The sequence below is a fragment of the Pseudomonas sp. genome (assembly GCF_035277045.1).
Taxonomy (GTDB): Bacteria; Pseudomonadota; Gammaproteobacteria; order Pseudomonadales; family Pseudomonadaceae; genus Aquipseudomonas.
Window position 1 is genome coordinate 1 of sequence record NZ_DATELE010000050.1, and the last position, 11603, is coordinate 11603.

Consider the following 11603-nt stretch of genomic DNA (forward strand, 5'->3'; position numbering starts at 1 on the left):
CCCTGCCCGCCTTCACCCAGGCGCTGGATACCCTGGTCACCGCCAACCTGATCCAGCCGGGCGCGTTCGCCACCACCACCTTCACGGTGACCGGCGCCTCGGTGGTGAGCGACCTGGGGCTGGTGATCTGCCCCGACGGCGTGCTGGAACCTGGCCAGTTCGAAACCCTCGACCTGTTGGTGGTCTGCGCTGGCCTGCGCACGCCGCTGCGCGCCAATGCCGAGCTGAGCCATTGCCTGCAGGCGGCGGCGAAAAAGGGCGTGACGTTGGCGGGGCTGTGGAATGGCGCGTGGTTTCTCGGACAGGCCGGGCTGCTAGACGGCTACCGCTGTGCCGTGCACCCCGAGCACCGGGCCGCGGTGGCGGAAATCGCCACTGCAAGCCAGGTGTCGAGTGAAAGCTTTGTGGTCGACCGCAACCGCCTGACCGCCGCCAGCCCCGCCGGGGCGTTCAACATGGTGCTGGAATGGATCGGCAAGGGTCACGGACCGGAGCTCGTGGAAGCGGTGGTGAATATCCTTGCCTTCGAGGTCAGCCGTTATCGCCGGGTCCAGCCAACGGTGCAAGCCAACATCAGCGAGCCGCTGCGCGAAGCGATCAAGCTGATGGGCGCGAACCTGGAGGAGCCCCTCAGCCAGGACCAGCTGGCGTCCTACGTGGGGCGTTCGAAGAGGCAGATCGGGCGCCTGTTCCAGCTGCAGCTGCAAACCACCCCGGTGCGCTACTACCTGGAACTGCGCATTACCGAAAGCCGACGCTTGCTGCAGTACTCCGACCTGCCGATCCTGGACGTCGCGGTGGCGTGCGGCTTCGTTTCGGCCAGTCACTTCAGCAAGTGCTACGCCTCGTTCTATGGCCACAGCCCCTCACGGGAAATCCGCTACGGCTGCATCAAGGCCGGGGCGCGCAAACAGGCGCCGCTGGCACACTGATGCCCCGCGCTTCAGCCAGTCTGCGCCACCGCGGCCAGTGGCCGGCCGCGCGCGTGGCGCCGGCTGTTGCGCACGCCGAGCAACAGGATCCCCGTCGCCAGCGCCAGGGTCAGGCTGACCTCGAGCCGGTGCTGCGGCATCACGAACATGACGCCCAGGGCAAAGATGATGAACACGATCACCGCCCAGGTCAGCCACGGGTAGAGCCACATCCGCAAGGCAATCTCGCTGTTCTGGCGCTCGAGGAGCGCGCGCATGCGCAGCTGCGAGAAGGCAATCACCAGGTAGACCAACAGCGCGATCGAGCCGGAGCTGGCGAGCAGGAAGGAAAACACCTGGGCGGGCGCGAAGAAGTTGACCAAAGTCGCCAGCATCCCGATCAGCGTGCTGGCGATCACCGCCGCGCGTGGCACGCCGGCTTTCGAGGTACGGTGGATGAAACCCGGCGCATCGCCGCGCTTGCTCAGGGAAAACAGCATGCGCGAGGAGATGTACACGGACGAGTTCAGGCAGCTGGCGACCGCCACCAGCACCACCAGATCCACCATGAACTTGGCGTAGGGGATCTGCATGACTTCCAGCGCACGCTGGAACGAGCCCTGGACCGGCAGCAACGGATCGTTCCAGGCCACCACCGAGATCACCACGAAGATCGACAGCAGGTAGAACACGCTGATTCGCCAGATCACCGAACGGGTGGCGCGGGCGATGTTGCGCGCCGGGTCCTTGGACTCGGAAGCGGCGATGGTCACGGCCTCGGTGCCCAGATAGCTGAACATGGTGGTCAGCAACGCACCGATGATTGCCGTCCAGCCGTTGGGCATGAAGCCGCCATGCAGGCCCAGCAGCTGTTGCAGGCCGCTGACCTGGCGGCCTGGCAGCACGCCGAGCAAGGCCGCGAGACCAAGCCCGATGAAGGCGACGATGGCGATGACCTTGAGCATGGCGAACCAGAACTCGAATTCGCCGTACTTGGCCACGCTGAACAGGTTGGTGGCGGTGAGCAATACTGTCATCGACAGAGCGAACAGCCACGGTTCCACCTGCGGGAACCAGTTGTTGAGCACCACGCCTGCAGCGATGGCCTCGATCGGGATGACCAGCACCCAGAACCACCAGTAGAGCCAGCCGATGGTGAAGCCCGCCCAGTGGCCGATGGCGCGATCGGCATAGGTGGAAAACGAGCCTGTATCGGGGCTGGCGACCGCCATTTCGCCCAGCATCCGCATGACCAGCACCACCAGCGTGCCTGCCAGCGCGTAGGCGACGATGGCGGCCGGGCCGGCCATGGCGATGGCATGGCCGGAGCCGACGAACAACCCGGCGCCGATCACCCCGGCGATCGACAGCATGGTCACGTGGCGAGGCTTGAAGCCTTGTGCCAGCTGATTGCTGGCCCCTCCTGACGTAGTCATAGTCATCCTGATCCCTGCTTTTGGATTTGTTATTGGGTCGGCGCAAGGCTGCCCTGGGCAGCCAGGCGCCAAGGCAACATAGTCCCGGGGATCTGGCGGGAGTTGCTTGAGTGGGCCGTGGAGTTGACTGGGAAGGACGCGGCGCCTGCCTGAAGTACACCCGCCGGTTCGGCGCCGCCCCTTTCGCTGGCAAGCCAGCTCCCACAGGTACAGCACAGGCTTGATAGCCGCTGATGTACCTGTGGGAGCTGGCTTGCCAGAGAAGAGGCCCGGACTGACACAACACGGGCCCACTTGCCTATTCACCACACACTTCTATATTCAGTGAGGCCTTCCCCGTCTCCAGTCGAGCGCGCTCCATGGACACCCCTGAGCGATTGATCATCTGCGAGCACTGCGACTGCGTTTACCAGAGCGTCACGCTCGCGCGGCACCAGAAAACCCTGTGCCTGCGCTGCGGCGCGGTGCTGCAGCGCTACAGCGGCCTGACGATGCAGCAGCGCCTGGCACTGAGCTGCGCCGCGGCGGTGTTGTGGCTGTTCGCCAATTTCTATCCGGTCATGAGCATCAGCCTGCAAGGCCTGAAAAACAGTGCGACGCTGTGGGATTCGGTGCTGGCACTGAGCCAGGGACCGATCACGTTCATTGCCATGGTCGCGGCCATCTCCATCATCATCGCCCCGGCTTTCCAGCTCGCCCTGCTGATCTGGGTCCTGACCTTCGCCCTCGCCGCGCGGCGCTCGCCGGGCTTTGTCCTGTGCATGCGCTGGCTGGAAACCCTGCGGCCGTGGAGCATGCTCGAGGTGTGCCTGCTCGGGGCACTGGTGGCGGTGTTCAAGCTGGCGGGAATGCTCGATGTGCTGCCGGGCATCGGCTTGCTCGCCCTGGCCGCGCTCAGCCTGCTGCTGATCCGCATCGCCGGCCGCGATGTGCGCGACCTCTGGGAGGCCTTGTGACCCGCCCGCCCACCGCGGGCGAACTGGGCCTGTGCCTGTGCCACAGCTGTGGGCTGGCCTGCGACATGAGCGGGGAGCCCGATCATTGCCCCCGTTGCGATGCCCCGCTGCACCGGCGCAAGCCTGACGCGCTCAACCGCACCTGGGCCTACCTGCTGGCTGCCCTGGCATTCTATGTGCCCGCCAACCTGCTGCCAGTGATGAACACCATCATGCTGGGCAGCGGCGCCGACAGCACCATCATGAGCGGTGTGCTGGAATTCTGGGAGCATGGCGCCTGGGACATCGCGCTGATCATCTTCATCGCCAGCATCGCGGTGCCCGGGCTGAAGTTCGTGGTGCTGTCGCTGCTGTTGATCACCGTGCAACGCGGGAGCGCCTGGGCCCGACCGGAACGCGCGAAGCTGTACCGCTTCGTCGAACTGATCGGCTACTGGTCGATGCTCGACGTGCTGGTGGTCGCCCTGGTGGCCGCCCTGGTGAAGTTTCAGGCCCTGGGCGATATCGAACCCAGGGTGGGCATCCTGTTCTTTGGCCTGGTCGTGGTGTTTACCATGCTGTCGGCCATGAGCTTCGACCCACGCCTGATCTGGGATGCCCCACCAGCCGAGGAGCACGCGGATGCCGCCAGTCGCCACTGAGCAACCCTCCCCGGCCGGCAAGGCCCAGGTACGCACGCGCCGCTTCAACGTCTCGCTGGTGTGGATCGTGCCGATCGTCGCGGTGCTGGTCGGCCTCTCGCTGGTGATACACAACGTGCTGCAGGAAGGCCCGGCCATCACCCTGACCTTCAAGACCGGCGCAGGCCTTGCCGCCAACAAGACCGAGGTGCGCTACCGCAATGTGGTGATCGGACACGTAATCGAAGTGGCCTTGAGCGAAGACCAGCGCAGCGTCAACGCCACCGTCAAGCTCGACAAGCAGGCGGAGGGGTTTACCCGCGAGGACTCCAAGTTCTGGGTGGTGCGCCCGCGGATAGGGGCCGGCGGTGTTTCAGGCATCGATACCCTGCTCTCGGGCGATTACATCGGCGCCGACATCGGGCAGTCCGAGAATCGCGCCAAGCGCTTCACCGGCCTTGAGAACCCGCCGCCGATCACCTACGGCGAGCCGGGCAAGCACTTCTTCCTGCACACCCAGGACCTGGGCTCGCTGGACATCGGCTCACCGGTGTACTACCGCAAGATCCCGGTCGGCCAGGTGGTCGCCTACGCGCTGAGCGCCGACGGCAACGGGGTCGATGTCGAGGTATTCATCCATGCCCCGAACGATGCCTTCGTCACCCAGAACACGCGCTTCTGGAACGCCAGCGGCATCGAGGTGGAGGTAGGTGCCAACGGCTTTGCGGTGCGCACCGAGTCGCTGTCGTCGATGCTGGTTGGCGGTATTGCCTTCCGCGCCCCGGACTACAGCCCCGAGGATACCGCCGCTACCGAAAACCAGCGCTTCGAGCTGTTCGCCGACCAGCAAGGCGCGCTGGCGCCGCCGGCCGGCAAGGCGCAGTACCTGCGGCTGCGCTTCGACCAGGCCATGCGTGGGCTCAAGGTGGGCGCGCCAGTGGAATTCCTGGGTGTCGAAATAGGGCGCGTGGTGTCGGTCAACCTGGACTTCGACGAACGCACCCGCAGTTTTCCGGTCAACGTCGGCATCCTGATCTACCCGCAGCGCCTGGGCCAGGCCCACGTGAAGCTGCTCAAGGTACTCAATCACGACCCTTCGGACGAAGCCGCCACCGGCCGTCTGCTCGCGACCTTCGTGGACAACGGCCTGCGCGCCCAGGCCCGCAGCGGCAATCTGCTGACCGGCCAGCTGTATATCGCCATGGACTTCTTCCCCAAGGCCCCGAAAGCGGTCTTCGACCCGGATGCCAGGCCTTTCACTATTCCTACCGTGCCGGGCAGCCTCGAGCAGTTGCAGGAGCAGCTGCAGGCAGTGGTCGACAAACTCAACAAGCTGCCGATCGAGCGCATCGCCACCAACCTGGACAGCAACCTGGTCGAGCTGCGCAAAGGCCTGGCGCAGTTCAACGCCAAGACCCTGCCCGGTGTGCAGAACACGCTTTCGGACGTCAGCAAGACCCTGCGATCGGCCAGCTCGACCCTGGCTGAAGACTCGCCGCAACGCGAGCAGCTCGGGCGCACCCTCGACGAGCTGGGCCGCATGTCGCGCTCGCTGCGTGAGCTCTCGGACTACCTGGGCCGCCACCCCGAGTCGCTGATCCGCGGCCGCCCCGAAAACGCCGAGCCGATCGACCTGCAGGCGCCGCCCCGCAACTGACCCAGGAGCCTTGCCATGATCCGCATGCCGACGTTGTCGATGCTCATTGCGCTGCTGGCGCTCGGCGCCTGCCGCGGCGACCCGATCCAGTTCCACACCCTGACCCCGGCCCAGCCTGGCCCGGCCACCCAGGCTTCAGGCAATGAGATCCAGATCGAAAGCATCAGCGTGCCGCCCCAGGTCGACCGCCCGCAGATCGTCATCCGCGAGGGCAGCAGCGGGTTGGCGATCCTGGAGACGCAGTGGTGGGGGGCAAGTCTTGTCGATGAGTTACGCAGTGCCCTGGTCGATCAGCTGAGCAATACCCGGCCTGCCCAGGGCTTGTCGTTGCGGCTGGACGTCCAGCGCTTCGACTCGATACCCGGGCAATACGCCTTGATGGATGCCCGATGGCGCCTGCGGGCCAGGGATGCCAGCAGCACGCTGACGTGCCGCAGCACCTTGCGGACCCGCGCCGGCCCCAGCATCGACGAGGTGGTGCTGGCGCAGCAGGACAACGTCAGGCGGCTCGCGCTGCTGATCAGTCAGGCCGCGGTCAGCGGCCGCACCGCCTGCCCCACGTCCCCCGTGCCCAGCGAAGCTGCCCGGTAATCGCCCCGCTTCGCAGAAGCGGGATTGACCAAAACTAACCAGATAGTACATATAGGAGGCTTCTGACAACAATAAAGGGATGAGCCCGATGAAACCCCGCATCCTCGCCGGCCTTGTCGGTCGTGGCATCCAGGCCTCACGCACACCGGCGCTGCACGAATTCGAAGGCGATGCCCAGGCGCTGCGCTACCTCTACAGGCTGATCGATGCCGACCAGCTGGGCGTGGACGACAGCGCCCTGCCGCAGTTGCTGGACGCCGCGCAACGCACTGGCTTTACCGGGTTGAACGTGACGTACCCGTTCAAGCAGGCGGTGCTGCCGCTGCTTGATGAGCTCTCGACCGAGGCCCGCAGTATCGGCGCGGTGAACACCGTGGTGCTCAAGGACGGCAAGCGGGTGGGCCACAACACCGATTGCCTGGGATTTGCCGAGGGCTTTCGCCGGGGCCTTGCCGATGCGCCGCGACGCCGGGTGGTTCAGCTGGGCGCGGGCGGCGCCGGTTCGGCCGTGGCCCATGCGTTGCTAGGTGAAGGGGTCGAGCAGTTGATTTTGTTCGAGGTCGATGCCCTTCGGGCGCAGGCGCTGGCCGACAACCTCAACGCGCATTTTGGCGCCGGACGCGCGCGGGTCGGGCTGGACATCGCCCATGAGGTCGCGGCCGCCGACGGCCTGGTCAACACCACGCCCGTGGGCATGGACAAGCTGCCCGGCACGCCCTTGCCGGCGGACCTGCTGCATGCGGGCCTGTGGGTCGCCGAGATCATCTATTTCCCGCTGCAGACCGAGCTTCTACGCCATGCCCGCGCCCTCGGCTGCCGGACCCTCGATGGCAGCGCGATGGCGGTGTTCCAGGCGGTGAAGGCCTTCGAGCTGTTCAGCGGCCGGGTGGCTGATGCGGCGCGGATGCAGGCGCATTTCGCGAGCCTTGGGTAAAACCCTCCCACAGGGTTGATGAGGCGAGGTGCGCTGGATCAAGACCTCTACGCCTTGATATAGCGCAACACCGCCTCGCACAGCATCTCCTTGTGCCGCGCCTTGATCGCTTCGTCCGACAGCTCGACCTGGAAGATCTCACTGATGGTGTGGCGGTTAGACACGCGGTAGAAACTGAACGAGCTCATCAGCATGTGCACGTCGAGCACCTCGATGCCAGGGCGGAACACGCCCTCTTCCTCGCCACGCCGTAATACCTTGCCCAGCGCCTCCAGCACCTGGCTGCTCATCTCGCGGATCACCGGCGACTGCTTGACGAACTCACCGTAGTGAATGTTCTCGGTGCTGACGATGCGCACGAAATCGACGTTGCTGTCATGGTGGTCGAACGTGAACTCGACCAGCCGGCGGATCGCCAGCTCCGCCGGCAGCGACTCCAGCTCAAGGCTGTGCTCGGTGCGGCGGATATCGCCGTAGAGCTTGACCAGCACCTCGACGTAGAGCTGCTCCTTGCTGCCGAAGTAGTAGTAGATCATGCGCTTGGAGGTGGCGGTGCGCTCGGCGATGGCATCCACCCGGGCACCGGCCAGCCCTTGCTGGACGAACTCGGTGATGGCGGCCTGGAGGATGTCCTCGCGGGTTTTCTCGGGGTTGTTCTTGCGCGACTTGCGCGCCCCCTCTAGGGAAACACTCATACCGACTCACAGGCTATTTATAGGAATGCAGTGATTATCCGTGAGCCAGGCGGCGCAGGGAAGCGTGCGCCTCACAACACCACCTTGCGCCCCGCCCCGCTGCGCGCCTTGGCCATCGCCGCCAGGCGCACCGGCACGTTGGCCGCGCCATAGCCCATGTAGCCCTTCTTGCGCTGGATGATCTCGAAGAAAAACCGCCCCTCGAAGGCCTCGGTGTACACGTGGAACAGTTCGCCACCTTGGGCGTCGCGGTCGTACAGCACGTTGTAATAGGCCAGTTCGCTGAGAAACTCGTCGTCGAACTCGAAACGCGCCGCCAGGTCATCGTAGTAGTTCAGGGGAATTTCCAGCAACGGCACGCCGGCTTCCTTGGCGCGGGCCACTTCACTAAAAATGTCCGCGCAGGAAAAGGCGATGTGGTGCACCCCCGAGCCGCGATAGCTCGACAGGGCATGGGCGATGGCGGTATTGCGGTTTTCCGAGATGTTCAGCGGCAGGCGCACCGAGCTGCACTGGCTGCGCAGGGCACGGCTCTTGACCAGGCCGTAGGGGTCGGGCAACACGACCTCATCGTCGGCCTCGAAATCGAACAGGCTTTTGTAGAACAGCACCCAGCTGTCAAGGGACTCGGCGGGCAGCGCCAGGGCCATGTGATCGATGCGCTGCAGCCCTCCACCAGCCTCGACAGCGGGGTCCAGATTGAAATCGGTGTCATAGATCGTCTGCCCGGCGCCCGCGGGCTCAACCAGGTAGATCAGGCTGCCATCGGGGGCGCGCACGGAGGGGATCTCGCGCTCGTTGGGGCCCACCAGCCCGCGATAGGGCTGGCCCCGGTAACCGGTGGCGCGCTGTAGCGCGGCCTGCCCGTCCTTGACCCGCAACGCGGTGGCGCACAGCGACGGGCCGTGGGCCTCGAAGAAGTTGTGGGCAAAGGAATAGGGCTCGGCATTGAGCACGATATTGATATCGCCTTGGCGCAGCAGGCTCACGGCCTTGGTGCGGTGCTGCCCGGCCTCGGCGAAGCCGAGGCGCTTGAGCCAGCCGCCCAGGCGCGCGCCGACGGCCTCGTCGACCGCGAATTCGAGAAACTCCACGCCGTCGTAGCTGCCGGCCTGCGGCGGGCTGAACAGCACACCAGGCTCGACCGCCTGCTTTTCCTGCTCCAGGCGCAGGCGGGTCTTTTCCTCGAGGTACAGCAAGGACCGCAGGCCATCGGCGGCATTCTGCCGGGTCGGCGCGGCGCGGAAACCGTCATTGAAGATTTCCAGCGACAGCGGCCCGCGATAGCCACTGCGCAGGATCGGTGCCAGAAAGCCCGCCATGTCCATCTCGCCCTGCCCTGGGAAGCAGCGGAAGTGCCGGCTCCACTCGAGCACGTCCATCGCCAGGATCGGCGCGTCGGCCATCTGCACGAAGAAGATCTTGTCGCCTGGGATATCGGCGATGGCGCGTGGGTCGCCCTTGAGCGACAAGGTATGGAAGCTGTCGAGCACCATGCCGAGCGCCGGGTGATCGCCCTGGCGCACCAGGTTCCAGACCTGCTGCCAGGTATTGACGTGCCGGCCCCAGGCCAATGCCTCGTAGCCGATGCGCAGGCCACGGGCGCCGGCGCGCTCGGCCAGCAGCCGCAGATCGTCGACCAGCACGCGCTCATCGCCCAGCGCATCGGGCTGCACGTTGCTGCACACCAGCACCAGATCGGTGCCCAGTTCCTGCATCAGGTCGAACTTGCGCTCGGCGCGATCGAGGTTCTTCTGCAGCCGGTCGCGCGGGCAGCCTTCGAAATCACGAAAGGGCTGGAACAAGGTAATGGCGATGCCCAGGTCCGCGCACAGCTGGCGCACGTCCCGCGGGCTGCCGGCGTAGTACAGCAGGTCGTTTTCGAAGATCTCGACCCCATCGAAGCCGGCGGCGGCGATGGCTTCGAGCTTTTCCGGCAGGGTCCCGCTGAGGGACACGGTGGCGATGCAACGCTGCATGCTGGAGTTCCTTGTTCTGGGGCGCAGGCACCGGGCCTGCGACGGAAACACTTTGGAGTACTTGGCACGATCGATTATTCGCGGGTAAAGTCCCCCCGCCAATTAAATTGTACGAAACAGTTAGTTTTCCGTTCGGTTATCGAACATTAGTGTTCCCTGTGAATTGACCCTGTTTTGAGCCATGCGCAACCATTGCGTTCGATTGCAGGCGAACGGACCGGTGCCTACTGCCCCATTTCCGGTCATTCGGCAGTTCCTGCGACGGCAAGCCCAGTGTCACCACATAATAAATTCAACAATACGGGTACCCGCACATGGCTACGTCCAGCTCCCAAGCCAAGAAAGCAACCGCCAGCGGATGGATAGGCTCGGCACTCGAGTACTACGACTTCTTCATCTATGCCCAGGCGGCAGCGCTGATCTTCCCGCAGATCTTCTTCCCCAACACCGACCCGAAAATGGCCATCATCGCCTCGCTCGCGACCTACGGCGTCGGCTACCTTGCCCGCCCCGTCGGCGCCGTCGTGCTCGGCCACTGGGGTGATACCCGCGGGCGCAAGAATGTGTTGCTGCTCTGCATGTTCCTGATGGGTCTGTCGACCATGGCGGTCGGCCTGTTGCCGACCTACGCGGACATCGGCATCCTGGCCCCCGCCCTGCTGGTGCTCCTGCGCCTGGTGCAGGGCTTCGCGGTCGCCGGCGAAATCGCCGGCGCCAGCTCGATGATCATGGAACATGCCCCCGCCGGCCGGCGCGGCTACTACGCCAGCTTTACCCTGCAAGGCGTGCAGGCGGGCCAGGTGATGGCCGCCGCGGTGTTCCTGCCGCTGGCGTACTTCATGCCCAGCGAGGCCTTCCACGAATGGGGATGGCGTGTGCCGTTCCTGATGAGTGCCGTGGTACTGGTGGCAGGCTTCGTCATCCGTCGCGAGGTCCACGAGACGCCCGCCTTCGTGCAGGAGGAGAACCAGCAGAAGGTCGCCAAGTCGCCACTCGGCGAAGCTTTTCGGCACAGCTGGAAGTGCATGGTGCTGGTGATGTTCATGGCCCTGATGAACGTGATCCCGGTGGTCGCGACGATTTTCGGCGCCGCCTATGCCGTGCAGCCGGCCTACGGCATCGGCTTCGACAAGAGCGTGTACCTGTGGATACCGGTGGTGGGCAACATCGTCGCGGTACTGGTGATTCCCTTTGTCGGCAACCTGTCCGACAGGATCGGCCGGCGCCCGACCATGATCGCCGGTTGCCTGGGCTCAGGGCTGCTGGCCTTTGTCTACCTGTATGCAATCAGCATCCACAGCGTGCCGCTGGCGGTGCTCACCTCGATCCTCATGTGGGGCCTGGCCTACCAGGGTTATAACGCGGTCTTCCCAAGCTTCTATCCCGAGCTGTTCCAGACCCGCTACCGCGTCACGGCCATGGCCATCGCGCAGAACAGCGGCAGCATGATCACCGCCATGCTGCCCGCCCTGTTCGCAGCCCTCGCTCCACCCGGCTCGGACAACATCCCGCTGTTGATCGGCAGCCTGGCATTCCTGATTACCTGCATCTGCGCCCTGGCTGCGTACATTGCCCCGGAAACCCACCACCTGGCGATGGAGGAACTGGGCCACCCCCAGGCCCGGCCGCTGCCCAGCCCGGTGATTGATGTTGCACGCGCGGGCCGCCTTACTTGCCCCGCTGCATCCACGCCGCGCCCAGCCCGCTCAGGCAGATGATGGCGATACCGGCCAGACTGGTGCTGTCCGGCACCTGAGTGAAGATCAGCAGCCCGAGCAGCCCGGCGAATACGATCTGGCAATAGCCGAACGGCGCCAGCAGCGC

The 11603-nt window shown here is 65.1% G+C and carries 10 protein-coding genes and 1 pseudogene; 7 read left to right on the forward strand and 4 right to left on the reverse strand.

The genetic code is table 11. From position 1 onward, the window contains the following. Positions 1 to 2: 2 nt before the first annotated feature. A complete protein-coding gene (locus tag VJS90_RS02490; protein WP_324118769.1) occupies positions 3 to 932 on the forward strand; it encodes a GlxA family transcriptional regulator in 930 nt (309 codons plus the stop codon). An 11-nt stretch (positions 933 to 943) separates the two neighbouring features. Here VJS90_RS02490 and gabP read toward each other — a convergent pair whose 3' ends face one another. Then, positions 944 to 2347 (reverse strand): GABA permease, encoded by a 1404-nt coding sequence (gabP, locus tag VJS90_RS02495; protein ID WP_414704888.1) that lies wholly within the window; start codon positions 2345 to 2347, stop codon positions 944 to 946. A 359-nt stretch (positions 2348 to 2706) separates the two neighbouring features. On the opposite strand from gabP, the gene VJS90_RS02500 reads away from it, so the two are divergent. The 5 genes from VJS90_RS02500 to VJS90_RS02520 all read left to right on the forward strand — a co-directional run bounded on the left by VJS90_RS02500 (position 2707) and on the right by VJS90_RS02520 (position 7105). Next, the gene (locus VJS90_RS02500) at positions 2707 to 3303 is read left to right on the forward strand and encodes a paraquat-inducible protein A (RefSeq protein WP_324118773.1); all 597 of its coding nucleotides are present in this window, start codon (positions 2707 to 2709) and stop codon (positions 3301 to 3303) included. Then, positions 3300 to 3944, forward strand: a complete 645-nt coding sequence (locus tag VJS90_RS02505; protein WP_324118775.1) for a paraquat-inducible protein A — start codon at positions 3300 to 3302, stop codon at positions 3942 to 3944. Before VJS90_RS02500 ends, VJS90_RS02505 begins: the two co-directional genes overlap by 4 nt. Next, positions 3925 to 5580 (forward strand): intermembrane transport protein PqiB, encoded by a 1656-nt coding sequence (locus VJS90_RS02510; protein ID WP_324118777.1) that lies wholly within the window; start codon positions 3925 to 3927, stop codon positions 5578 to 5580. Before VJS90_RS02505 ends, VJS90_RS02510 begins: the two co-directional genes overlap by 20 nt. A gap of 15 nt (positions 5581 to 5595) precedes the next feature. Then, entirely contained in the window at positions 5596 to 6171 is a 576-nt protein-coding gene (locus VJS90_RS02515) for a PqiC family protein (RefSeq protein WP_324118780.1), read from the forward strand. An 88-nt stretch (positions 6172 to 6259) separates the two neighbouring features. After that, on the forward strand, positions 6260 to 7105 hold the full coding sequence (locus VJS90_RS02520) for a shikimate dehydrogenase (RefSeq protein ID WP_324118782.1): 846 nt from the start codon (positions 6260 to 6262) through the stop codon (positions 7103 to 7105). A gap of 47 nt (positions 7106 to 7152) precedes the next feature. Here the strand turns inward: VJS90_RS02520 and VJS90_RS02525 are convergent, their stop codons facing one another. Both VJS90_RS02525 and quiC read right to left on the reverse strand, forming a co-directional pair. Then, on the reverse strand, positions 7153 to 7800 hold the full coding sequence (locus VJS90_RS02525; protein ID WP_324118783.1) for a TetR/AcrR family transcriptional regulator: 648 nt from the start codon (positions 7798 to 7800) through the stop codon (positions 7153 to 7155). 71 nt (positions 7801 to 7871) lie between these two features. Further along, a complete protein-coding gene (gene quiC, locus VJS90_RS02530; RefSeq protein WP_324118784.1) occupies positions 7872 to 9779 on the reverse strand; it encodes a 3-dehydroshikimate dehydratase QuiC in 1908 nt (635 codons plus the stop codon). Positions 9780 to 10093: 314 nt separating this feature from the next. Between quiC and VJS90_RS02535 the strand changes: the two genes are divergently transcribed. After that, a complete protein-coding gene (locus VJS90_RS02535; RefSeq protein WP_324118785.1) occupies positions 10094 to 11497 on the forward strand; it encodes an MFS transporter in 1404 nt (467 codons plus the stop codon). Here VJS90_RS02535 and VJS90_RS02540 read toward each other — a convergent pair. Then, positions 11448 to 11603 (reverse strand): annotated as a pseudogene (locus tag VJS90_RS02540) (EamA/RhaT family transporter); the annotation flags it as partial. The gene VJS90_RS02535 and the pseudogene VJS90_RS02540 sit on opposite strands and share 50 nt — an antisense overlap.

Coding starts and splice junctions, on each gene's coding strand:
- quiC (WP_324118784.1), bottom strand. CDS start 9,779: ATGCAGCGTTGCATCGCCACCGTGTCCCTCAGCGGGACCCTGCCGGAA.
- VJS90_RS02535 (WP_324118785.1), top strand. CDS start 10,094: ATGGCTACGTCCAGCTCCCAAGCCAAGAAAGCAACCGCCAGCGGATGG.
- VJS90_RS02515 (WP_324118780.1), top strand. CDS start 5,596: ATGATCCGCATGCCGACGTTGTCGATGCTCATTGCGCTGCTGGCGCTC.
- VJS90_RS02510 (WP_324118777.1), top strand. CDS start 3,925: ATGCCGCCAGTCGCCACTGAGCAACCCTCCCCGGCCGGCAAGGCCCAG.
- gabP (WP_414704888.1), bottom strand. CDS start 2,347: ATGACTACGTCAGGAGGGGCCAGCAATCAGCTGGCACAAGGCTTCAAG.
- VJS90_RS02520 (WP_324118782.1), top strand. CDS start 6,260: ATGAAACCCCGCATCCTCGCCGGCCTTGTCGGTCGTGGCATCCAGGCC.
- VJS90_RS02500 (WP_324118773.1), top strand. CDS start 2,707: ATGGACACCCCTGAGCGATTGATCATCTGCGAGCACTGCGACTGCGTT.
- VJS90_RS02525 (WP_324118783.1), bottom strand. CDS start 7,800: ATGAGTGTTTCCCTAGAGGGGGCGCGCAAGTCGCGCAAGAACAACCCC.